We start from the raw sequence: 24,701 nt of genomic DNA, 5'->3' as shown, positions 1-24,701 counted from the left end.
ATCTTTGAGGTTACTAAATAAATTGAAACGATATGTGTTTAGCGGTACCCGGAAAGATTATCTCAATCGATCGAAGCATCCCCGAAATGACCATGGCTAAAGTTGATTTCGGAGGCATCCTAAAGAATATATGTATTGAATGGGTGGATGTGAAACAGGGGGATTATATCCTCACTCACGCAGGGATCGCTATATCTGTTGTAGATGAGAAAGAAGCGGAGGAAACACTGAAAGACCTTAAAGAATTACAAAAGTGCGTTTCGTAGACGAATATAGAAGCAACGAGAAGGTACAAACTCTTCTGGAGGCCATCCGCAAAAAGGTGACACGACCTTGGTATATCATGGAGATTTGTGGCGGGCAAACACATGCTATCGCCCGTTATCGGCTGGAAGAGATGTTGCCGCCGGATCTTCAACTGCTCCATGGGCCGGGTTGCCCGGTCTGTGTAACACCGGTCGAGACAATCGACTACGCCTTGAAGTTGGCGACACAGCCGAATGTGATCTTAGCCTCTTTCGGGGATATGATGCGAGTTCCGGGAAGTAAGGAGGATTTATTGAGCGTAAAAGCGAGAGGAGCGGATATCCGTATGCTATATACGCCCTTGGATGCCCTATCACTGGCCGAGGAGAACCCGGATAAGGAAATCGTATTCTTCGCAATTGGTTTTGAGACGACCGCACCTGTTCACCTCATGGCTTTGAAAGAGGCCATACGCCGAGGACTTCCGAACTTTTCCATATTGACTTCCCTATTCACGGTACCACCCGCTATCGAGGCTATCTTATCCGATCCGGAAAGTAAAGTAGACGGTTTCCTGACAGCCGGACATGTCTGCGCCATCACAGGCAACAGGGCCTATCACCGATTAACCGCCCGATATAAAATCCCGATGGTCGTCACCGGATTCGAGCCGGTAGATCTATTATATGGTATCTACCGCTGTGTCTCCCAGTTGGAAGCCGGAAGTTATGAGGTAGAGAACGCTTACAAACGGGCCGTCCCCGAACAAGGGAATGCCGCCGCCCGCCAACTTATGGACGAGATGCTGGAACCTTGCGACCAAGACTGGCGGGGCATCGGAATCATCCCCTCCAGCGGGCTTCAACTTCGATCCGAATATAAAAGATATTCCTCCCGAATGAGATTTCAATTGTGTCCGGAAGAAAACCAGATCGCATCCGAATGTATCGCCGGACTGATTATGAGAGGTTTGAGACACCCCTCGGACTGTCCCCATTTCGGGAAGGCCTGCCATCCCACCCATCCGCTGGGAGCCCCGATGGTCTCCTCGGAAGGGGTTTGTGCCGCTTATTATAGATATAAATAGAAAGATATGGATATACACTTGAATTGCCCGATTCCTTTTACCGACTCAGACCGTGTGCTACTGGCGCACGGAGGGGGAGGACGCATGACACACCAACTGATCAGCCAAGTATTTTATCCGGCTTTCCGGAACCCATTATTGGAGCAGGATCATGACGGATGCGTGTTTCTTATGGAAGAAGGGCGACTGGCCTACTCTACCGACTCCTTCGTGGTAGACCCGATCTTTTTCCCCGGAGGAGATATCGGTGATCTGGCGATCAACGGGACCGTTAACGATCTGGCTTGTTGCGGTGCCCGTCCTTTGTATCTGACCGCCGGGTTTATACTGGAAGAGGGCTTGCCTCTAGCAGATCTTCAGCGTATCGTACAATCCATGAAACGTGCGGCGGAGCGTGCCGGCGTACAGATCGTAGCCGGGGACACAAAAGTGGTGGAACGGGGCAAGTGCGATAAATTGTTTATCAACACCAGTGGGATCGGGATCGTCCCTCCGGGCATACGAATCGCCCCAGACCAAGCCACTCCCGGCGATGTCGTCATTTGTAGCGGCCCGATTGGTCTACATGGTATCACGATCCTTTCCGCACGGGAAAGCTTGGGATTCGAGACGGATCTAAAAAGTGATACCGCTTCGCTAAACATTATGATTTCTGAGCTGTTACATACTATAGGAGAGGTACATGTCTTACGTGATCCCACCCGAGGTGGCGTAAGCGGAACCCTCAACGAGATCGCCCAAGACGCTGGTGTGGATATCCTGCTGGACGAAGACGCCCTGCCTATTCCTGAAGCGGTACGTGCCGCATCCGAGATGCTAGGATTAGACCCGCTCTATATAGCGAACGAAGGATTAGTTCTTGTGATCCTGCCGGAAAGCCGTGCGGAACAAGCGTTACCCCTTATGAGAGGTTTCGAGGAGGGCAGGCAAGCGACCGTTATCGGTCGTATCACCAAGCAAAGCGGAGAGCAAGCCCGGGTCAAGATGAAGACATTATACGGTAACTACCGGATCATCGATATGCTAAGCGGGGAACAACTCCCCCGTATTTGTTAGAATACTTAATTGCTGAGATATGGAAAATAAAAGACCGTCCGTTTACGAAGAGTGCCGTCAGAAAGGCATCTCCCGCCGGGACTTCCTGAAGTTCTGTACCACCATGGCCGCCCTTATGGGATTGGAGGCTTCGGGAGTGGCACAGGTAGTAAATGCCTTGGAGACGAAACCCCGCCTTCCGATCATCTGGCTACACCTACAGGAATGTACCTGTTGTACCGAATCGTTTATCCGTGCCGCCCACCCGATCGTGGCGACCTTGTTGTTAGACAAGATTTCCCTAGACTATACCGAGACGCTGATGGCCGCCGCCGGCGAACAGGCCGAGGCCGCTAAGGAAGAGACCATGAAAAAGTATTACGGCAATTATCTACTGATGATCGAGGGGTCGCTACCTACCAAGGACGAGGCTTATTGTTGCGTAGGCGGCAAGAGTGCCTTGCAGATCACCGAAGAGGCCGCCGCAGGAGCTAAAGCGATCATCGCTTGGGGCAACTGCGCTTCCGCCGGTTGCGTGCAAGCGGCGAACCCGAATCCTACCGGCGCTAAAGGTATTCATAAAGTCATCAAAGGTAAACCTATTATTAATGTACAAGGCTGTCCTCCGATCGCCGACGTGATGGCGGGTGTCATTATTTATATGTTGACTTTCGAACGCATGCCGCAATTGGACGGATTGGGCCGTCCGAAGATGTTCTACTCCCGCCGAGTACATGATACGTGCTACCGCCGTGCGAATTTCGACGCCGGCTTGTTCGTGGAGAGCTTCGACGATGAGAACGCCAAGCATGGCTACTGCTTGTATAAAGTGGGATGCAAAGGTCCGAGCACCTATAACTCGTGCGGTATCATCAAATGGAACGAGGGCACCAGTTACCCGATCCAGAGCGGTCACCCCTGTTTGGGTTGCAGCGAGGAGAATTTCTGGGACAACAGCCCGTTCTATAAACGTATGCCCGATATACACGGATTCGGTATCGAGGCCACGGCGGATCAGATCGGTCTGGCTCTAGGAGCCGCTACCGCCGCCGGTATCGCCGTACATGCCGTAGCAACTAACATACGGAAAAAAGAGCTTATCGACAATGATGAGCCGGAAAGTAAATCTACGATCTAATAAAACACTACTATCATGTCAGAAAGAATTGTCATAGACCCCATTACCCGTATAGAAGGCCACCTGCGGGTAGAGGCTGAAATAGAAGGTGGCACGATCAAGAACGCTTATAGCTCGGGTACTATGGTGCGGGGCATCGAGAATATCGTAAAAGACCGGGATCCCCGGGATGTATGGGCTTTCGTAGGCCGTGTTTGCGGCGTATGTACTTCCATCCACTCGCTTGCCTCGGTACGGGCGGTCGAGAACGCACGGGGTATCGTGATCCCTCCCAACGCCAGTATGGTTCGTAATATCATGCAAGCCGTATTGTACATGCATGACCATACGGTGCATTTCTATCAATTGCATGCATTGGATTGGGTAGATGTGGTATCCGCCTTAAAAGCCGATCCAAAAGCCGCCGCTTTACTTGCCCAGCAACTTTCTCCATGGGCAAAGAATACCGAGGGGTATTTCACCGCCACTCAAGAACGACTAAAGAAGTTCGTTGCCAGCGGGCAGCTTGGTATATTCGCCAATGGGTATTGGGGACATCCGGACTATAAACTTACGCCGGAACAGAACCTTATCGCTACCGTCCATTATCTGGACGCATTGGAATGGCAGAAAGAGGTCGTCAAGGTACACGCTGTGTTCGGGGGCAAGAATCCGCATCCAAACTATATCGTAGGCGGTATGCCTTGCAGCATCGACTTAAATGAGGCCAATGCGATCAACGCAGATCGACTCGCTCTGGTAAAGCAGAAACTAGAGGAGGCGAAAACTTTCATTAATCAAGTGTATATCCCAGATTTATTGATGATCGCCAACGTCTATAAAGACAAATGGAGTAAGATTGGCGGAGGCGTACGAAACTATTTGTCTTACGGAGACTACCCGGTGTTCGATCTCGGGGAAGTGGAAAGTTATAAGATCCCCAGAGGAATCGTCTTGGATCGTGACCTTAGCAAGGTACATCCCGTAGACGCTAACTCCCCGGAAGAAATCAAGGAGTACATTTATCATTCATGGTATAAATACACGCAAGGAGACAAAGCCGGTTTGCATCCCTACGAGGGAGAGACCCATCTGGAATATACTGGCCCTCGTCCCCCCTATAAGTTATTGGACGTAGAGGATAAATATAGTTGGATCAAGACGCCACGGTGGAAACAGGAACCAATGGAAGTGGGTCCGTTAGCCCGTTTGATCGTAGCTTACGCCGCAGGGAAGGAACCCCAAAAGAGTATCGTAGACGAGACTTTACGTCAGCTTGACTTACCGGTAGATGCTTTATTCTCTACCCTAGGACGTACCGCCGCTCGTGGATTGGAATGTAGAATGGCAGCAGACTGGGCCCTTGAGTTTTTCAACCAATTGATCAAGAACCTCGAGAACGGGGATTCCCGGATGGCAAACAGTGCCGAATGGGAACGGGAGAACTGGCCCGATCATGAGCAAGGCGTAGGATTGGCCGAAGCTCCCCGTGGAGCATTAGCCCATTTTATCGTGATCGACAAGAACCGGGTAAAGAACTACCAGATGGTAGTGCCTACTACTTGGAACGCCTCACCGAGGGATGAGAACGGCGTATTGTCCGCCTACGAATCCGCTTTGATCGGTACGCCGATATACGATCCGAAGCAACCCCTAGAGATTCTTCGGACGATCCACTCTTTCGATCCTTGTCTGGCTTGTGCCGTGCATCTGTATGACGAGGAAGGAAAATATGTGCACCAAGTTGATACATTCTAAAAAACAATAGAGCCATGAAGAGTCGTAAGAAACGTTTAAGAGAAGTGTATGTATGGGAATTACCCGTACGTATCTATCATTGGGTGAATGCGCTCTGTATCGTCATACTCTGCGTGACAGGCTTTATCATCGCCGATCCTCCCGCAATCATGTCCGCTTCGGAGGCTTATTTCAGCTATTGGTTCGGCGTGGTTCGGTTTATCCATTTCGTAACAGCGTTCGTATTCTTCTTCAATTTCGTATTCCGGCTTTATTGGGGATTCGTCGGGAATCGTTATGCCAGATGGAATAACTTCATCCCTTTAAAGAAATCCCAATGGAAAGAGGTATTGGAGGTGATCAAGGTAGATATCTTGATGATTAAGAACAAACCGGTAGACAGTATCGGGCATAACGCCTTGGCTAGCTTGATTTATTTCGGAACTTTCTGGGCATTTTTGTTACAAAGTATCACAGGATTCGGCCTGTACGCGAAGATGAGCCAGTCCTTCTTCCCGCAACTGTTCGCATGGACAGTTCCCTTGATGGGCGGGGATTTGATGGCTCGCCAGATCCATCATTTCCTGATGTGGTTCTTCATCCTTTTCGCTATCGTTCATATTTATCTGGTATTTTATCATGACTATATCGAGCAACGTGGCGAGACTTCGTCCATCATCGGTGGCTGGAAGTTTATCGAGGAAGACATAGCGGACAAGGAAGAGGTAACCGAGACTGCCGAGACTATCACTAAGATCGCTAAAAAAGGATGAAAGCGGAGAAGGAAACATTAGTATTAGGAGTAGGCAATTTATTGCTGAAAGACGAAGGGGTAGGCATACACGTTATCAAGGCTTTAGAAAACGAGAAGCTCCCGGCTCACGTCCATTTGATGGACGGGGGCACGGGAGGGCTTCATTTATTAAGTTGGCTGCAAGGATATGACCGTATCATCATGATCGATGCCACGCTGGATAATAACCCTCCGGGCACCGTCCGTCTGATCCAACCTCGTTACGCTACCGACTTTCCCCCGCTTATGAGCGCCCACGAGATCGGTCTAAAAGATATGATCGACGCCATGATCCTGACCGACGATCTCCCGGAAACCCATCTCATTGTCATCTCCGCCCTCAATATCAACGAGGTCGGAATGGATCTGACACCCGAGGTAAAAGCGGCGGTTCCGAAAGTGATCCGGATGATACAAGAGATTATTTCAATACATAATAGAGCATACCGGCAATAGCGGCCCCAGCTATCGGCCCTAAAACAGGTACCCAAGCATACTCCCAATGGCTGCTGCCTTTTCCCTTGATCGGCAAAATAAAGTGTATGAACCGGGGAGCTAAATCACGGGCAGGGTTAATCGCGTAACCGGTAGTTCCACCTAAGGAAAGGCCGATTACCCAGACCGTAAACGCTACCGGAATGGCACCTACCGAACCTAAACCTATCGGCAAGGTACTATTGCTTTCGTAGGTTAGTTCTCCGTCCGTTATAAAAAATACGACAAACATCAAGGCGAACGTACCGATCATCTCACCTAAGAAATTAATTGGATAATCTTTGATAGCAGGACTCGTACAGAATACGCCTAATTCCGCATCCGGATCATCCGTAGCGTTGAAGTGATCCTTATAAACCAGCCAGACCAATAAAGCGCCCAAAGCGGCACCTATCATTTGCCCGGCTATATAAGTACATACATCACACCAAGGGAAAGTCCCTCCGATCGCCAAGCCGATCGATACCGCCGGATTCAAATGTGCGCCACTATAAGGGCCGGCTACCACAACACCGATAAATACGCCTAAAGCCCAAGCGGTCGTTATCGCTATCCAGCCCGCTCCATTGCCTTTTGTTTTCGACAAACAGACATTCGCTACAACTCCTCCTCCCATCAGGATCAAGAGCATAGTCCCTAATAATTCCGCTAAAAATGGAGACATAAGATAATAATTTAAGAATTTGTTAACTTGTTAATCTGCCTATAAGATGATTTTCATTATTCAGCCCAATTCTGAGAACGCCCCACCGCCTTATGCCATTCGTTCAATAATTTACGGGCGGTATCCTCTTTCATTTGTGGGTTAAAGACCTTATCCAAGCACCATTGTTCTTTCAGTTCATCGATATCCTTCCAATAGCCGATCGCCAAGCCCGCCAAATAAGCGGCTCCCAAAGCAGTCGTCTCCAATACATTCGGACGTACGACCGGACAGCGGCAGATATCGGACTGGAATTGCATCAAGAAGTTATTAGCGATAGCACCGCCATCTACCCGAATCTCTTTCGGCTTGGCGTGAATATCGTTTTCCATGGCCATCAATACATCATATACTTGATAGCAGATGCCCTCCAAAGCCGCACGGGTCAAGTGGGCCGCCGTAGTTCCGCGGGTAATCCCGATAATAGCGCCACGTGCGTATTGATCCCAATACGGCGCACCCAAGCCTGTTAACGCCGGCACAAAATAAACGCCCCCATTATCACTGACGGATTTCGCCATTTGCTCCGTAATCGAGGCATTCGGAATCAGGCCGATCCCATCCCTCAACCATTGAACGACGGCACCTCCCACAAAGACACTACCTTCCAGCGCATAGGTCGTCTGATCCCCTAATTTCCATGCGATCGTTGTCAATAGGTTATTCTGGGAAAGAACGGGTTCCTTACCGGTATTCAGGATCATAAAGCAGCCGGTTCCGTAGGTTGTCTTGATCATACCATCCTCTACGCAGAGCTGGCCGAACAGAGCCGCCTGTTGGTCGCCGGCCATACCGGATACCGGAATGCCTTTCTTAAAAATAGGAGTTGATGTCTCGCAGTAAACCTCGCTACAGGCTTTCACTTGCGGTAACATCGAGGCAGGTATCGTAAACAAGTCCAATAACTCTTGGTCCCATTGCAAAGTACGGATATTGAAAAGCATGGTACGGGAAGCGTTCGTCACATCCGTAATGAATTGAGCGCCCCGGGTAAGTTTCCAAACCAGCCAAGTATCTACCGTTCCGAAGCATAGTTCTCCCCGCTCCGCACGCTCCCGGATACCCTTTACGTTATCCAATATCCATTTTATCTTCGTGGCGGAGAAATAAGCGTCGATCACCAACCCGGTCTTCTGCAGGATACGTTCCGCCCAGCCTTGGGATTTAAGTTCCTCGCAATAATCCGCCGTACGGCGATCCTGCCATACGATCGCATTGTATACGGGAAAGCCAGTCTCCCGGTCCCAGATGATGGTAGTCTCCCGTTGGTTAGCGATTCCGATACAGGCGATATGGCTATCCGTGACATCCGCTTTTGCCATCGCCTCCTTGATGACAGACGATTGGGTGTACCAAATCTCATTCGGGTCGTGCTCTACCCAGCCCGGTTTCGGGAAATACTGTTGGAATGGCTTCTGAGCCAACGTAATAATAGTTCCTTGATGATTAAACAGGATAGCCCGGGAGCTAGTGGTTCCCTGATCAATCGCCAACACATATTTATTTCGAAAATTCATATCCTTCTATATTAGTATCGTTTATCAATTTGTCAATTCAGTATATAATTCGAGGCAACCTCATTAAACGCCTTTACCTGAGCAGAGGTCCAAGTCTCGTCCTTCCCCCATTCCGTAGCCAGAATCCCCGCTACTTTAGGAGCCATCGCCATCGCCGCCCGTGCGTCTAAGAATAAGATACGCAAACGGCGGGCCAATACATCCTCCAAAGTACGAGGCATCTCATTACGGACCAGCCAAGTTACCTCTCCTACCGTATAGGCATAGTCCGGATGCAACTTCTCCGCCATGGCGGGGGAAGAGGCCACTAAGTTACGGATTTCGTCGGCATCCGTACCATATACGTATAAAGGATCGGAGAAATCCGGATTCTTCCGGCTACCATGGATTTGGTAACGCTCGGTAATACAATCTTTTGTAGGAATATGCATGTAACGTATCGCTAGGTCTAGGGTATCTTGGGCCATTTTCCGGTAGGTTGTCCATTTGCCTCCGATAATGGTGATCAAGCCGGATTTCTCCCGGATCAATTTATGGCTACGTGATATCTCTTTTGTCTTTTTACCTTCGCTACGGGGAGCGGCGAGCGGACGAAGCCCCGCAAACACGGATAAGACATCGCTTCGCTTGGGTGGCCGGGTCAAATAATTAGCGGCCGTATCGAGTATAAATTGGATTTCTTTCTCTAAGGCTACCGGCTCCTTTTCCGGCGATTCCATCAAGGTATCCGTTGTCCCTACCACGACTTTATCATGCCAAGGTACGGCGAACAACACACGTCCATCCGATGTCTTAGGAATCATAATGGCGCAATCACTTTGCAAGAAAGAGGAATCCAATACCAAATGGACTCCTTGGCTGGGGCGAACGGTCGGGCGTTTACCCGGCTCGTCCATTTGCAAGATCTCATCGGCGAAGACACCGGTAGCATTGATCACGCAACGGGATCTTACTTGATAAACCGTACCGGTCTCCTCATCTCGAACCGTAACGCCGGATACTTTGCGGTCGCCATCCTTCAGAAGCCCTATGACTTTCGCATAGTTCAAGATACAAGCGCCAGCGTCGATAGAGCTGCGGACCATATTAATCGCAAGGCGGGAATCATCGAACTGGCCGTCGTGATAAAGCACCCCGGCGGTCATCCCTTTCGGACGAAGCATCGGAATGGTACGGAGCGCCCGTTTCGGACCGATACAAACCGAACGTCCCAGACCTAATTTTCCGGCCATCACATCATATAGGATCAGGCCTATCGTATAAAACGGGCCTTCCCACCAACGATAACAAGGGATTAAGAAGGTTTGATCTTTTACCAAATGGGGAGCGTTCTGGCGTAGCAGGCCTCGTTCGCGCAAAGCTTCCAGAACCAAGGAGACATCTCCTTGCGCCAAATAACGGACACCGCCATGGACCAACTTCGTACTACGGCTGGAAGTTCCTTTCGTAAAGTCCGATTGTTCGAATAAGGCGACTCTATATCCTCTTGTCGAAGCATCCAGAGCGATACCTATGCCGGTAGCTCCTCCTCCAATCACAAGAAAATCAAAGACTTCAGACGGGTCTTCCAACTGAGAAATCATTTTACTACGGTCCATATAGCTCCTCCTTTATTAAGATTAACAGTCACAAATCTAACCATTAATTCTTAGTATAACAAAGGATTTGGGAAAAAGGATCAGTAGCGCTTTCTGTTTTCCATAAAGATAACTGCAGTTTCTATTGGAAGAAACAAAAGTTTCCTGCTGAAGAAACTTTTGTTTTGCTATAGGGAAACAAAAGTTTTCCTTACGGGGAATTAAAAAAAACTGTAATAGTCTGATTATTATCACTCAAACATCTTATCGATGCCTCCCGTATCCGGTGGGGTCGTGGGGCTATCTTCCTCCCCACCTTCGCTACATGGGTTTGCGTATTTCTCGGGGATCTCGAAAGTCTCGTCTTCCGAGTAGCCTAACGTTTTATCTTTATAAACCTTTTGCATATAAAGGGCGTAAATCGGTAACGCCATACTCGCTCCCTGCCCTTCCGCCAAGCGGTCGAAATGGATGGAACGGTCCTCGCCGCCTACCCAGCAGCCGGAAACCAAGCTAGGCGTAAATCCCATGAACCAACCGTCGGAGTTATTCTGGGTCGTTCCGGTCTTACCACCCATCTCCGCCTTGATACCGTAGCGGAAACGTACACGTCCTCCGGTACCACCGTCGATTACGCTTTTCAACATATGTAGCATCTTATAGGAAGCATCTTCCGTCAGCACCTCACTCATCTGTGGGGTAAAGTTCGCGATTGTATTTCCATATGAATCTTCTATACGGGTCACGAATAAAGGTTCTACCCGGATGCCCTTGTTGGCAAATACCGTATAGGCCCCGACCATCTCACCCACCGATACATCCGGAGTACCCAGACAGACCGAGATAACAGGATCGATATGATTCTTCAAGCCGAAAGAATGAAGCAAACGAACAAACGTATAAGGTGAGAGCTGGCTCATCAGATAAGCGGTTACCCAGTTATCCGAGTTCTGTAATCCCCACTTGATCGTAACCATCTCGCCGATTCGCTTCGCGCTGGCGTTACGGGGAACCCACAAACGACCGTTCTCGTCCATCAACTGCTGCTGCACATGTAGCATCTGGTCGCAAGGGCTGATCCCCTCGATCATCGCCAACGAATAAAGGAACGGTTTCATGGTAGAACCGATCTGACGGCGACCGCCATTCACCATATCATATTGGAAGTCATTATAGTCAATACCACCTACATATGCCTTGACCTGCCCGGTGCGAGGGTCCATCGACATAAACGCCGTACGCAAGAAACTCTTATGATAACGAATCGAATCCAAGGGAGACATGATCGTATCGATCGGACCATCCCAACTAAACACACGCATATCGACAGGCTTCTCAAACTCCTTGCGCATATCGGCCTCAGCCATTCCACTCTTTTTCATCGCCCGGTAACGATCTGTCTGGTGCATCGCACGCATCAACATCGTGTCTACTTGACCGACACTTACGTCTCTTGAGAACGGAGCATAGCTACGTCCCTTCTTTTCCCGGAAGAAAGCCGGTTGAAGATCTTTACTCATATGTTCACGGACAGCGTCTTCCGCATATTTCTGCATACGGGAATCGATACTCGTATAGATTTTCAAGCCATCCGTATAAAGATTATAGTATTCCCCGTCGGCTTTTTTATTTTTGTTACACCATCCATATAATGGATTCGTCGCCCAAGATAATGAGTCCTCACTGAATTTCTGAGATTGCCAAGAGGCGTAATCCTTACGCTCCGGTTTCTTCGCGGTCATTGTCAGACGAAGGTATTCACGGAAGTAAGGAGCCAAACCGTCTTTATGGTCCATACGGGTAAAATGTACGACCAAGGGTAAAGCCTTCAACGAATCACATTCCGCCTTGGTTATGTACCCGGCCTTTTCCATCTGCTCCAAAACCGTATTACGACGGCCGATGGTACGCTTGTTATGGCGAACCGGATTGAAATAAGAAGGGTTCTTGCACATGCCTACCAACGTGGCGGCTTCCTCGATCTTCAAGGTTTTAGGGGTCTTTCCAAAATACACACGAGACGCGGATTGGATTCCCACGGCATTGTACAAGAAGTCAAACTTATTCAGATACATATTTATAATCTCTTCCTTTGTGTAATAACGTTCCAATTGAACCGCGATCACCCATTCGATCGGTTTCTGGAAAAGACGTTCCATCATATTATCGGCACTCGGCGAGAATAATTGCTTCGCTAATTGCTGGGTAATGGTACTACCGCCACCACCGCTTTTTTGCATCAAGATACCCCGCTTCACGATAGCACGAAACAAACCCTGCGCATCGATACCGCTATGTTCGGCGAACCGGATATCCTCGGTAGCGATCAAGGCTTTCACCAAATCCGGCGAAAGATCCTCATAATTCACGTAAATACGATTGTCTTTGCTATGCGCATAGGCTCCCAACGCCTTTCCGTCCGAGGAGATAACTTGGGAAGCATATTTATCAATCGGGTTCTCCAATTGTTCCACCGGAGGCATATAACCAATTGAACCATTCGCTATCGCCATAAACACCATTACCACCGCCCCTAATATAGCGAGGTATACTATCCAACAAGAAATAAGGATACCTTTTGTAATCTTTGATGCCATCTTTTTATATTTCACGGTATGGATAAGAGACTCATCTTATCCACAACGACCTATTTAAGATCACAAAAATAGAGGAAAATACGATCTTATGCAAGTTGAGGCACATATTTCGCCAACAAATAACCACCAGCTAGTAACCAAACATATAAAATAGTGGCCAAAACAAAGGGCTTAGCGCCAGCTTTCTTAAATTTCTCGATACTTGTCTCCGTACCAAGAGCAGTCATGGCCATTGTCAGCATGAATGTATCTACCTGATTGATCCCATCTACAACCGCATGAGGAAGCAAGTCGAGCGAATTGAAACCAATCACGGCCAAGAAACCAAACGCAAACCAAGGAATAGTGATCTTACCACGAGAAGGGGCAACGCCTCCGCCATTCCTCCCCCCGTTAACCACGGAATTCACGGCGGTTCGAGCCAACATGAAACTCATGACCACTAGCACAGGAGCTAACATCATCACACGAATCATTTTCACGATAATAGCCGCATCCGAAATTTCCTTTCCCATAGCGTTACCGGCTCCTACCACATGAGCTACCTCATGCAAGGTCGCACCCGTATAAAGTCCCATTTGCTCCGGGTCTAAATCAAGAATACCCGCACGATACATCACCGGATAAATAAACATAGAAAGCGTACCGAAAATCACGACTGTCGATACGGCAACCGCCGTCTTATGAGCCTCGCACTTCACGACCGGTTCAGCGCCCAATACCGCGGCAGCCCCGCAAATAGCGCTACCCGTGGCAGTCAGTAAAGCAAGGTCTTTATCCATTTTCATCAATCGTCCCACCCAAACACCGATCAAGATGGTAAGCACCACGATCACCATATCGATCAGGATTGCCGGAAGGCCGATCGCAATCACGCTCTGGAAGGTCAGCTTAAACCCATATAGTACGATACCCGCACGAAGTACTTGCTTAGTACAAAACAGGATACCCGGAACCCACGTCTCCGGCAAATGGTTTCTCAGGCTGTTGGCGTATAACATACCTAAAATAATACCGACAATCAGCGGACTGAATGACATTTGTTTAACAAACTGGAACTCCGCGATATAGAATGCGGAACAAGAGAAAAGGGCTATCAGCAAGACACCATGTAATACGTTACCTCGTTTTTCGCTAAACATAATTATTGATTTATTTAGTACAACATATCATCATTTGATTTCGTTCGCGAAAGTACATATTTTCATCCGATCCCTTACTTCACAAGTTTTTATAGCGAATAACCTAAAGTTATTGCCAATGTTGACTGGCAAAACGCATGAAACTTTCTTCCATACCGCTGTTCTGTCCCTGCGGCTCCACAAAGGAGAAAGTTCGTTCGGCCTTAAAGCCCTCAATATCTATCACTTTCAAACGTCCAGCCATCAGCTCACGTGTCACCGCCCGAATAGAAAGAATTCCCAAAGCATCGGAATTTTCCAAGAATAATTTGATACTCTCCGTACTACCTAGCTGCAATAATACGTTCAATTGCGACAGTTTGATCTGGTGTTTTGCTAAAGCCCCCTCCAAGACCTCAAGCGTACCGGAGCCGTTTTCACGAAGTACTACGGGCAAAGCACAAAGTTGTTCCAACGTCAGTTCGTCATAAGCAGCCAACTTAGACCCTACATGAGTGACAACCACTAACTCATCCTTCATAAAAGGTATATAATGCATCGTATTTTGACGGGTAGTCCCTTCCACCAATCCTAACGTTATTTTTCCATCTCGCAAAGCCAACTCTATATCCCGGCTATTCCCATTCAATACAGATACATGTATATCCGGAAACATCTTAATGAATAAAGCAAGCACGGGCGGAAGAACATATTGGGATATTGTCGTACTGGCACCTAAATGTAAATCCCCCAGAAAATTATTTGTCAACAGATTCATCTCGAAATCCAATTGACGATACGAAGCCAATAAGGAATGGGTATGCGAAAACAACAACTCGCCCGCACGAGTTAAACGGATCTGGCTACCTGTTCGTTCAAAGAGAGGCGTCTTATATTGAACCTCCAACTCATGGATATGCTTACTAATAGCGGGTTGACTAATGAACAACTCCCGGGACGCTTTCGTGAAACTTAGGTTACAAGCTACGCTATGAAATACTTTTAATCGAAAATCCATGATATTCTATCTTTTGCCGTTTTAATTTAACAAAGATAAAAATAATACTATATATTTGTGGATTGAAACATAAATATATGAATGAATATGAAATATCTATATGTTTTATTGTTGACGTTGACCGTCAATGCATGCAGTGGTCAACGCAATCAAAAAACGGAAGAATCCAATGTAGCGCCACCCACCTTTGAAATGGTCTCAGTCCCCACCCTAATCACAGACCCGGTGGAAAGGGCCGAATATTTAGTGAAACATTATTGGGATAAATTCGACTTCAAGGATACGACCTATATCCATGAACCTCAAGTGACCGAGCAGGCATTATCCAACTATATAGATTTGATGAACTATGTCTCGCCTGCGGCTATGTCTTCTTCCGTAAAAGCGATGATGAAACAAACAGAACAAGACAGTGCCATGTTTCAGTACTTTTCCGAGATGATGGAGAAATATCTATACGACCCGAACTCCCCCTTAAGGAATGAGGAAATGTATATAGCGGTATTGGAATATCTTACCGAATCCTCGTCATTAAGCGATGTGGAAAAGATACGTCCCGCCCATTTGCTAGAGCTCGCATTAAAAAACAGAATCGGGACGCCTGCGACCGATTTCACGTACACATTAGCGAACGGACAAACCGGGAAATTATACAATATAAAAGCGGATTATCTATTATTATTTTTCTATAATCCGGACTGTCATGCTTGTCAAGAAATAACCAGACAAATGGAATCGTCCTTCTTGATCAATGAATTTTCAAAAAGCAACAAACTAAAGATCTTAGCCGTTTATCCGGACGAGGATCTGGACGCATGGAAAGAACACGTTTCCGTCATGCCTAAAGATTGGATCAACTCATACGACAAAAGTGTTTCGCTTAAAAACGACGAGATCTACGACTTAAAAGCGATACCCACATTATACCTATTGAACAAAGAGAAGAAAGTATTGTTGAAAGATGCTACTTTTCAACAGATCGAAAATTATTTATCACAAACAACTAACTAATTTAAAACATGAAAAAAATCTTATTGTCCTTGGCTTTCTTAGCAGGAGTGAGCCTAACAGTTTCCGCCCAATTCAAGATTGGCGGCAAGACCATTAATACGAAAAAAGTGATTAATGCCGCGACTGATGTAGCGCATGCCGCTACTCTATCCGACGAGGATGTAGCCAAAATGGCAAAAGAGTACATCCAATGGATGGACACTCATAACGAGGTAGCGGGCCCGGATACGGAAATGGGACAACGCTTGGAACGCTTGACCGCCAATGTAAAAAAAGTTTCCGGCCTAGACTTAAACTTTAAAGTATATAATGTAGTAGATGTAAACGCTTTCGCCTGTGGAGACGGAAGTGTACGCGTATGTGGCGGATTGATGAAAATCATGGACGATGACGAGGTATTCGCCGTTATCGGTCATGAGATCGGGCACGTCGTTCATTCCGACTCTAAAGACGCCATGAAAAACGCTTACTTGACCTCCGCCGCTAAAAACGCCGCCGGAGCCGTAAGTGGAACCGTATCCAAACTGACCGACTCTCAACTGGGAGACATGGCACAGGCATTGGCTGGCGCTCAATATTCCCAGAAACAAGAGTATGAGGCGGACGAATTCGGTTTCCAGTTTTGTATAGATTACGGGCGAGATCCGTACGGAATGTCTAACTCATTAAATAAATTGTTACAACTGAGTGAGTCGGAAGCTAAATCGTCCAAGTTTATGCAGATGTTCTCAAGCCATCCCGAGACTCAAAAACGTGCCGATCGGGTAAAAGAGAAGGCCGATGAGTACGTGAAAAGCAAGCAATAACTGTTAACGGTCCTTTAGCAGGACGGACTATTATTAAAATAAAGCTAACGTATCAAGGATTTACGCCACGAAATCATGCTGTACAACATAAAATACTATATATTTGCACCGTGTTTTTCATGGTATTAGATTTAAGGTTAGCAATGAAGATTGGTTGTCCGTGACGGATGACCATTTTTTTTTGCTTTGATAGTCAAAAAAACTTCTACCTTTGCAAAAGATCTATCTATTAAGAATCATGAAACACACACATAAATATTTAATTTTTGCCATATCCATATTTCTTGTCTCTTTGTTAACCCTAGGTTGCCAAGAAAAAGAAGAAAAGAAAATCGTGCTTATCCATTCTTTTGAGCAAAAGAAAGATACCTACCCGATTTTTAATGAAACACTGAAACGAACATTCGATAAACCGGACTCCATTGAACGCTATTGTCGGATTCTCGAATCTTATGAACACAGACATCGAGCTCAGTAAGGCAGAACGGGAAAACTTTACCGAGTTAATCAATACGAACAGCGATCTGTTATTGAACCTTATCAATGATATCTTAGATCTTTCCCGTATCGAATCGGGCCGTATGTCATTCTCTTTCCAGCAATATTCTCTAAATGAATTAATAAGCACGATTTACCAGACTTTCCAAGTTTTAATGCCGGAGAACGTAGAACTTCGTATGCAAATACCGGAAAAAAGCATATCCATTCCCACGGATAAGCTTCGGTTGACACAAGTGATTACCAACTTTCTTAGCAACGCTATCAAATTCACGCAAAAGGGATATATATTGATTGGTTATGAATACCGAGAGGAAGGGCGGCATGTACATATTTTCGTAGAAGATACCGGCATTGGTATCCCGAAAGAAAAGCAAGACGCCGTTTTCAATCGTTTCACGAAACTGGATGAATTCGCCAAAGGTACCGGCTTGGGACTATCCATTTGCAAAGTGATAGCCGAACGTTTCGATGGGTATATCGCCGTAGAGTCCGAAATAGGAAAAGGAAGCCGTTTTTCCATTATCCTTCCCCTTAACCCCAAACACACTGAAAGTGATTAATCACATTTATTCGCAATAATCCCGAAAATAATATTACTTTTGCTTTTGTATACAATTTTAAATTTCAGATCTGTGAGTACAAGAATAAAATTAAGGGTTCAAGGATTAGCGAACAGCCAAATTCAATCCGGGGCCTATGCGTTAATTTTGGCAGAGGAAAATGGTCCACGGCGAATTCCAATCATCGTAGGAACCGCTGAAGCACAGTCTATAGCGATCGCTTTGGAGCATATCGTACCTCCTCGTCCATTAACACACGACTTATTCGCCACTTTTGCGCAAGCCTTCAACGTCATTCTTAAGGAAGTTTACATATACAAATTCGAAGATGGTGTGTTTTACTCAGAATTAGAGTTTAGCGACGGTGAGCGCTCGATAAAGCTGGACTCTCGCACTTCCGACGCGATTGCCATAGCGCTTCGGGTAAATTGCGACATCTTTACTTCCGAGGAGATTGTAAAGGAATGCGGTGTCGTACTGGAAGACACCCTGTCCATCCCCGCTGACGAACCGGAGGAGGATGACAATTTATTAGAATTAGAACCGGATGAGATTAAGGACGAAGCCCAGTTAAAGAAATGGTTAAGCCTATTGGATATCCAAGAAATAAACGAGCGATTGGAAGACGCTATAGCGGACGAAAATTACGAATACGCGAAAATGTATAAAGACGAGTTGCGCCGTCGAGAAGAAGAGGAGGACACAAACAAATGATTGGAGAACAAGGAGGATTCGGACTGGTCTCACTTTTAAGAGGTCTGCTTGGGATCATTACGATTTTAGGTATCGCCTATGCGATGAGTTATGACCGTAAACGGATCGATTGGAAATTAGTAGGTGGAGGTTTGTTCATGCAGATCGTATTCGCCTTGGCGGTTTTATATGTGCCGTTCGTCGGAAGCCTATTGGAAGGATGTGGCAAGATATTTGTTAAGTTGATGGACTTCACGGATGCCGGTCTTACTTTCTTATTAGGCCCGTATGCCTCTAAAGCGGCAGGATTCAGTTTCTTGCTTCATTCGCTACCGATTGTTATTTTCTTCTCCGCCTTGGTTTCCATGTTTTACCATTGGGGGATTATCCAGAAAGTAGTCGGTGCCTTTGCGTGGGTATTGCGTAAATTCATGAATATATCCGGCTCGGAGGGATTAGTGGCCGCCGGTAATATTTTTATGGGAATGACAGAATCTCCTGTGTTGATCAAGAATTACCTGCCGACGATGAATCGTTCGGAGATATTTTTGGTCATGGTATCCGGAATGGGTACGATCGCCGGTTCCGTAATGGGTACTTACATAGGTATGTTGGGAGGAACAGACCCGGCGGCGAAGGTTTTATTCGCCACTCACTTGCTCTCGGCTTCCGTAATGGCAGTACCGGGTTCAATCGTTTTAGCGAAAATGCTTTGTCCGCAGACGGAAGAAGCCACGGACCATGTAGCTATCTCCGGCAAGGAAAAAGAGAACTCGAATATTCTAGATGCCATCTCATCGGGTACGGTTACCGGCGTAAAGTTGATGACGAATATTGCCGCGATGTTATTGGTATTCATATCCCTTGTAGCGTTAGCGAATTATATTACGGAAGGTGTGATAGGGCGTTATACCGGACTGAATGACTGGATTGTAAAGATTACGGACGGTAAGGCGCAGGGCTTGACCTTCCAATTTATACTGGGCGTAATCACCTCTCCTTTCATGTGGTTGATCGGGGTTCCCAGCCAAGACATCATGTTAGTTGGTTCTTTATTGGGACAAAAGACCATATTGAACGAATTTGTCGCCTATTTCCAATTACAGCAATGGAAAGATGCCGGATTATTCATGTATGAGAAATCGATCTTGATGTCTACTTATATCCTTTGCGGATTCGCTAATATATCGTCTATCGGTATCTTATTAGGCGGATTGGGCGTATTAGCCCCAGAAAAACGAGGATTAATTTCACGTATCGGCGTACCGGCTATGATCGGCGGAGCCTTGGTCTCTGTGCTATCGGCTACTATAATTGGTATGATCCTTGGGTAATTGAAAATTGAGAATTGAAAATTAGATGGTCATGCAGATTTTTTATACACCAGATATAGCTATCAAGCCGGAATTACCGGAAGAAGAAGCAGGACATTGTATACGGGTACTTCGTCTAGGTGAAGGCGATGAGATAGTATTGACGGATGGGCAAGGCTCTTTTTATAAAGCGGCTATTAGCCGGGCGCATCCCAAACATTGTGAGGTGACCCTCTTAGAGAGTTGGAAACAACCCGATCTCTGGAACTTCAATCTCCATATAGCCATAGCTCCTACCAAAAACATGGACCGGATGGAGTGGTTCGTGGAGAAAGCGACGGAAATAGGGATCAATGCGATCACCTGTTTGAATTGTCGTTTCTCGGAGCGTAAAGAGATCAAGCCGATTCGATTGGAGAAGATATTGGTCAGTGCCATGAAGCAATCCCAGAAAGCGACTTTGCCGGCGTTAGAAGGAATGACAGATTTCAAGAAGTTTGTCGCCACTCCCTTTGATGGGCGTAAGTTTATCGCCCATTGCGAGGAAGGCGAGAAGCCACTATTAAAACATACGTATCAGCCGGGAGAGAATGCCTTAATCCTCATCGGACCGGAAGGTGATTTTAGCCCGGAAGAAATCAAACTGGCTCAAGAGAATGGCTTCGAGCCGATCTCTTTAGGAGAGAGCCGGCTGCGTACGGAAACGGCCGCGCTAGTGGCTTGCCATACGATTCATGTGTTAAATCAATAGAATAATCCTATTTCCATTAAAAATACGTTAATCCTCATAAGGGTTATTAAGCAAATTGCTACATTTGTAATGATATTAACAAATCTAATCTAATAACAATTTAAGTAACATGAAAAAGTTGTTCAAATCATTCTTGATTCTTTCGGCCATAGCTATGGCTATCCCCTGTTTCGCTCAAACTCCGAATACATTGACTAAGAAGGAAAAAAAAGCTGGCTGGGAATTATTATTCAACGGAAAAGACTTCTCTGGATGGCGCCAATGTAACGGTACCGCTATGCCCGCAAACTGGGTTATAGAAGACAATGCCATGAAAGTATTTACCGGCGAAGGTAAGAAACCGGGACAAGGCGCTAATGGCGATATCCTTTACCAGAACAAGAAATTCAAAAACTTCGAGCTCTCGGTAGACTGGAAAGCGAGCAAGATGGGAAACTCCGGTATCTTCTATTATGTACGCGAGGTACCCGGTAAACCTATTTATTATGCGGCTCCCGAAGTACAGGTACTAGATAACGTGGACGCAACCGACAACAAATTAGCGAACCACTTAGCAGGTTCTCTATATGACATGCTTCCCGCAGATCCGAAAACAGTTAATCCTGCCGGCGAGTGGAATACGATCGTAATCCGTGTAAAAGATGGAAAAGTAACGCATACCCAAAATGGCAAGAAAGTTGTTGAGTATACTTTATGGAGCAAAGAGTGGGATGATTTGGTAGCTAACAGTAAATTCAAGAACTTCCCGGGCTTTACCGAAGGTATCTCTAAAGAAGGTTATATCGGTCTGCAAGATCATGGTTATCCGATCTGGTTCCGTAATATCAAGATCCGTGAACTAAAATAGTTCTTCGAATCTATCGTATATAAATAAAAAGAGGCTGTCTCAAATAGAAGTTTGAGATGGCCTTTTTTGTGTCTGCAAAAAAAATCAGGCAAGCTCTAACTTCGCTCAGCCAGAACTTGCCCGTCTCCCTAATTTTTTGTATCTTAGGGAATCAAATCAAGATATCCCAAAGATAATGTTTAAAAGTTACACATCCAACGATAATCTGCTTTTACCTCCATGTTTAGGCGATTTTATACCCCAGAACGATCCGGTCCGGGTTGTTCACCGTATCATTGAACAGATAAACCTTAAAGAACTTTACCTTAAGTATTCCTCTAAAGGCTGTTCTGCGTACCATCCACGCATGATGCTTCAGATTCTTGTCTATGCTTATTTGCGTAACATCTATTCCAGCCGTCGCATCGAAGAGTTCTGTCGTAACGATATCCGCTTCATGTGGCTTACCGGCAACGTGACTCCTGACCATAATACCATCAACCGTTTCCGCAGCAGCCGTCTGAAGGATGTACTGAAGACAGTTTTCGCTACTATTGTAAAGTTCCTCGTGTCAGAAGGTTTTGTAAGTCTTGATGTGGCATTTACCGACGGAACGAAAATGGAGGCTAACGCCAACCGTTATACATTTGTCTGGGGCAGGTCCATACATACCCGTATATCCGGAATAGCTGAACAGCTTGAGGAGATATGGCAGTATGCCGAATCCGTTACCAAACAGGAACTGCGTGATTCAGCTCCGGTTACATATCAGGATATCACCCCGGAGAAAGTGGAAAAGGCACTGGAGCAGATAGACGATGCCCTGAATGGAGTTGATGCTGACAAGAAAGTGAAAGCGAAGGTAAGGCGTGTAAGGAAGTCATGGCCTGAACAACTCAGGAAATATGAATCACAGGGAAAGATACTTGACGGACGCAACAGTTACTCAAAGACAGACAATGATGCCACTTTCATGCGCATGAAGGAGGACCATATGAAGAACGGACAGCTTAAACCCGGATATAATCCTCAGATAAGTACCAATAAACAGTTCATCCTGAACTATACCATCCATCAGTGTGCAGGCGATACCTCCACCTATCCTCTGCATATGGATGATTTCCATTCCCTTTACGGCAGATACCCTAACGTGTCTGTCTGTGATGCAGGATACGGAAGTGAAGAGAACTATCTGTATGCTTTCGGGCATGACATTGAAACCTTCATAAAGTACAATTATTTTCATAAGGAACAGAAAAGGAATTTCAGAAACGACCCGTTTCTCTCTGCCAACTTTTATTATAATGAGGAAAATGACGGCATGTACTGTCCTATGGGGCAGAGAATGGAAAGACTATCTGATGTAAGGCGGGTAACAGACAACGGTTTTGTGCAGACCATATCAAGATACAGGGCACGCAACTGCAAGGGTTGCCCGTTAAGATGCCGGTGTCATAAAAGCAGTTCGGAAAGGATTGTACAGGTAAATCACCGTCTGAGAAAAATCAAGGAAAAAGAACGTGAAAAGCTGCTTTCTGATGAAGGTCTGAAATATCGCAGTCAGCGACCACAGGATGTGGAAGCAGTATTTGGAAACCTCAAGAACAACAAGCACTTCAAGAGGTTCAATCTTCGTGGACTTAAGAAGGTTGAAATTGAGTTCGGCCTGCTGGCAATAGCACATAATCTTGCAAAAGTAGCCTCTTAGGAAGGTTATGGTAACAAAAAAACAGTGAAATCTTCAAAAGTAAGCTTATAAATTCATCTTTAGAGAAAAATCCAAAAGACTTCAACTTGGAATAAAACAACAGAGGCCATCTCAAGTTTATTTTGAGACAGCCTCCTTTTTATATCTGTTTAATAAGTAAGCCTAATTACTCCCACTCAATTGTCGCATTCGGTTTCGGAGACATATCGTAGCATACACGGTTCACGTTCTTCACCTCTTTCAAAATACGATCCGTAATCTTCATCAAGATAGGCCAATCAACCGGTTCGATCGTAGCGGTCATGGCATCTACCGTATTGACGGCACGGATAATCACGGGCCATTCGAAAGAACGGGCGTTATCACGTACGCCAACCGACTTAAAGTCGGGTACTACCGTAAAGTATTGCCATACCTTTTTATCCAATCCGGCGTTCTTGAACTCCTCCCGTAAGATCGCATCCGACTCACGTACCGCTTCCAATCTATCACGGGTGATGGCACCCAAGCAACGTACGCCCAAACCCGGTCCGGGGAACGGCTGGCGATAAACCATATCATAAGGCAAACCTAACTCTACGCCACAAGCACGAACCTCATCCTTGAATAATTGACGCAAAGGCTCAACCAACTCAAACTGTAAATCATCCGGCAGACCACCTACGTTGTGATGGGATTTCACCATCTTAGCCGTCTTCGTTCCACTCTCCACGATATCCGGATAGATCGTTCCTTGAGCCAAGAAATCGATTCCATCTAATTTGCGAGCTTCTTCCTCAAATACACGGATAAACTCACCACCGATAATCTTACGCTTTTGCTCCGGATCTTCCACGTCAGCTAGCTTATTCAAGAAACGATCGGTAGCGTCTACATACACCAAATTGGCATTCAACTGGTTCTTGAAGACCTCAACGACATCCTCGGACTCGCCCTTACGCATCAAACCATGGTTCACATGCACGCAAACCAATTTATCGCCGATCGCTTTCAAAAGTAAAGCGGCTACTACAGAGCTATCGACACCTCCAGACAAGGCCAGCAGAACTTTCTTATCCCCTACCTGACGCTTTACCAATTCAATCTGGTCATTGACAAAATTCGTCATATTCCAGTTTGCCTCAGCCTTGCAAGTATCGAACACGAAAGACTTGACAGCGCCCTTGATCGCCTCGACATCATCCGTAAACTCCGGTAATTTAACCTCGCACAACGCCTTATCGTGACCTGCGGCCATTACAGGAGTGCCCATCTCGTAAATACCCGGATTCACGTCGATAGCTACACCGTCGATAACATTGTTTGGGCCACCATTGATAATGATACCTTTCACGTTTGGCAAGGCTTTTAATTCCTCAACCGTGATGTCATGCGGATAAATCTCACTATAAACGCCTAACGCACGAATAGCACGAGCCAACACCGTATTCTCATGACTACCTAAATCCAAGATAACAATCATATCTTGCTTCATGTGACTTTTAAATTT

The 24,701-nt window shown here is 46.3% G+C and carries 22 protein-coding genes; 15 read left to right on the top strand and 7 right to left on the bottom strand.

Annotated features, from left to right (window positions below; all coding sequences use genetic code 11):
* Nucleotides 1-32 precede the first annotated feature (32 nt).
* Genes CI959_RS13810 through CI959_RS13780 form a run of 7 tightly spaced genes read left to right on the top strand, consistent with a single transcriptional unit; the run spans nt 33 to nt 6,471 of the window.
* Entirely contained in the window at nt 33-266 is a 234-nt protein-coding gene (locus tag CI959_RS13810; protein ID WP_005855023.1) for a HypC/HybG/HupF family hydrogenase formation chaperone, read from the top strand.
* Entirely contained in the window at nt 254-1,333 is a 1,080-nt protein-coding gene (gene hypD / locus CI959_RS13805) for a hydrogenase formation protein HypD (protein WP_005855021.1), read from the top strand. Before CI959_RS13810 ends, hypD begins: the two co-directional genes overlap by 13 nt.
* Before the next feature lie 6 nt (nt 1,334-1,339).
* Nucleotides 1,340-2,389 carry a hydrogenase expression/formation protein HypE gene (hypE, locus tag CI959_RS13800; protein WP_005855019.1) on the top strand — a complete coding sequence of 350 codons (1,050 nt, stop codon included), beginning with the start codon at nt 1,340-1,342 and terminating at the stop codon, nt 2,387-2,389.
* Between the two features lie 19 nt (nt 2,390-2,408).
* On the top strand, nt 2,409-3,506 hold the full coding sequence (locus CI959_RS13795; protein WP_005855017.1) for a hydrogenase small subunit: 1,098 nt from the start codon (nt 2,409-2,411) through the stop codon (nt 3,504-3,506).
* Nucleotides 3,507-3,521: 15 nt separating this feature from the next.
* Nucleotides 3,522-5,243 (top strand): nickel-dependent hydrogenase large subunit, encoded by a 1,722-nt coding sequence (locus tag CI959_RS13790; protein ID WP_005855015.1) that lies wholly within the window; start codon nt 3,522-3,524, stop codon nt 5,241-5,243.
* A 14-nt stretch (nt 5,244-5,257) separates the two neighbouring features.
* Nucleotides 5,258-5,995 carry a Ni/Fe-hydrogenase, b-type cytochrome subunit gene (gene cybH / locus CI959_RS13785; protein ID WP_008773316.1) on the top strand — a complete coding sequence of 246 codons (738 nt, stop codon included), beginning with the start codon at nt 5,258-5,260 and terminating at the stop codon, nt 5,993-5,995.
* Nucleotides 5,992-6,471 carry a HyaD/HybD family hydrogenase maturation endopeptidase gene (locus tag CI959_RS13780; protein WP_005855012.1) on the top strand — a complete coding sequence of 160 codons (480 nt, stop codon included), beginning with the start codon at nt 5,992-5,994 and terminating at the stop codon, nt 6,469-6,471. Before cybH ends, CI959_RS13780 begins: the two co-directional genes overlap by 4 nt.
* Here the strand turns inward: CI959_RS13780 and CI959_RS13775 are convergent.
* The 6 genes from CI959_RS13775 to CI959_RS13750 all read right to left on the bottom strand — a co-directional run bounded on the left by CI959_RS13775 (nt 6,437) and on the right by CI959_RS13750 (nt 15,043).
* On the bottom strand, nt 6,437-7,174 hold the full coding sequence (locus CI959_RS13775; protein WP_005855011.1) for an MIP/aquaporin family protein: 738 nt from the start codon (nt 7,172-7,174) through the stop codon (nt 6,437-6,439). The two genes, CI959_RS13780 and CI959_RS13775, sit on opposite strands and share 35 nt — an antisense overlap.
* A gap of 56 nt (nt 7,175-7,230) precedes the next feature.
* On the bottom strand, nt 7,231-8,730 hold the full coding sequence (glpK, locus tag CI959_RS13770; RefSeq protein WP_005855008.1) for a glycerol kinase GlpK: 1,500 nt from the start codon (nt 8,728-8,730) through the stop codon (nt 7,231-7,233).
* A gap of 32 nt (nt 8,731-8,762) precedes the next feature.
* Nucleotides 8,763-10,328 carry a glycerol-3-phosphate dehydrogenase/oxidase gene (locus CI959_RS13765; protein WP_005855006.1) on the bottom strand — a complete coding sequence of 522 codons (1,566 nt, stop codon included), beginning with the start codon at nt 10,326-10,328 and terminating at the stop codon, nt 8,763-8,765.
* 230 nt (nt 10,329-10,558) lie between these two features.
* The gene (locus CI959_RS13760) at nt 10,559-12,904 is read right to left on the bottom strand and encodes a transglycosylase domain-containing protein (protein WP_005855004.1); all 2,346 of its coding nucleotides are present in this window, start codon (nt 12,902-12,904) and stop codon (nt 10,559-10,561) included.
* Nucleotides 12,905-12,990: 86 nt separating this feature from the next.
* Complete coding sequence (locus CI959_RS13755) at nt 12,991-14,046, bottom strand: YeiH family protein (RefSeq protein ID WP_005855002.1); 1,056 nt, start codon at nt 14,044-14,046, stop codon at nt 12,991-12,993.
* A 109-nt stretch (nt 14,047-14,155) separates the two neighbouring features.
* A complete protein-coding gene (locus tag CI959_RS13750; protein ID WP_005855000.1) occupies nt 14,156-15,043 on the bottom strand; it encodes a LysR family transcriptional regulator in 888 nt (295 codons plus the stop codon).
* Between the two features lie 81 nt (nt 15,044-15,124).
* On the opposite strand from CI959_RS13750, the gene CI959_RS13745 reads away from it, so the two are divergent.
* From CI959_RS13745 to CI959_RS13710, 8 genes are all read left to right on the top strand, one after another.
* On the top strand, nt 15,125-16,054 hold the full coding sequence (locus tag CI959_RS13745) for a DUF5106 domain-containing protein (protein ID WP_008780245.1): 930 nt from the start codon (nt 15,125-15,127) through the stop codon (nt 16,052-16,054).
* An 8-nt stretch (nt 16,055-16,062) separates the two neighbouring features.
* Entirely contained in the window at nt 16,063-16,860 is a 798-nt protein-coding gene (locus tag CI959_RS13740; protein WP_005854995.1) for a M48 family metallopeptidase, read from the top strand.
* A gap of 422 nt (nt 16,861-17,282) precedes the next feature.
* Complete coding sequence (locus CI959_RS13735; RefSeq protein WP_009018282.1) at nt 17,283-17,921, top strand: HAMP domain-containing sensor histidine kinase; 639 nt, start codon at nt 17,283-17,285, stop codon at nt 17,919-17,921.
* Between the two features lie 72 nt (nt 17,922-17,993).
* Nucleotides 17,994-18,635, top strand: a complete 642-nt coding sequence (locus CI959_RS13730; RefSeq protein WP_005854990.1) for a bifunctional nuclease family protein — start codon at nt 17,994-17,996, stop codon at nt 18,633-18,635.
* Nucleotides 18,632-19,948: a NupC/NupG family nucleoside CNT transporter gene (locus CI959_RS13725; RefSeq protein WP_005854986.1), complete on the top strand. Its 1,317-nt coding sequence runs from the start codon at nt 18,632-18,634 to the stop codon at nt 19,946-19,948. The genes CI959_RS13730 and CI959_RS13725 overlap by 4 nt, the downstream gene beginning before the upstream one ends.
* A 31-nt stretch (nt 19,949-19,979) precedes the next feature.
* Nucleotides 19,980-20,678 (top strand): 16S rRNA (uracil(1498)-N(3))-methyltransferase, encoded by a 699-nt coding sequence (locus CI959_RS13720; protein WP_005854983.1) that lies wholly within the window; start codon nt 19,980-19,982, stop codon nt 20,676-20,678.
* Nucleotides 20,679-20,787: 109 nt separating this feature from the next.
* A complete protein-coding gene (locus tag CI959_RS13715) occupies nt 20,788-21,525 on the top strand; it encodes a DUF1080 domain-containing protein (protein WP_005854980.1) in 738 nt (245 codons plus the stop codon).
* Nucleotides 21,526-21,700: 175 nt separating this feature from the next.
* A complete protein-coding gene (locus CI959_RS13710; RefSeq protein WP_057317674.1) occupies nt 21,701-23,212 on the top strand; it encodes an IS1182 family transposase in 1,512 nt (503 codons plus the stop codon).
* A gap of 166 nt (nt 23,213-23,378) precedes the next feature.
* Here CI959_RS13710 and guaA read toward each other — a convergent pair whose 3' ends face one another.
* A complete protein-coding gene (gene guaA, locus CI959_RS13705; RefSeq protein ID WP_022191716.1) occupies nt 23,379-24,686 on the bottom strand; it encodes a glutamine-hydrolyzing GMP synthase in 1,308 nt (435 codons plus the stop codon).
* Between the last annotated feature and the right edge of the window lie 15 nt (nt 24,687-24,701).

This window comes from Parabacteroides sp. AT13, from assembly GCF_002272965.1.
Classification (GTDB): Bacteria; Bacteroidota; Bacteroidia; order Bacteroidales; family Tannerellaceae; genus Parabacteroides; species Parabacteroides distasonis.
This window is presented reverse-complemented; position numbering and strand designations above follow the sequence as displayed.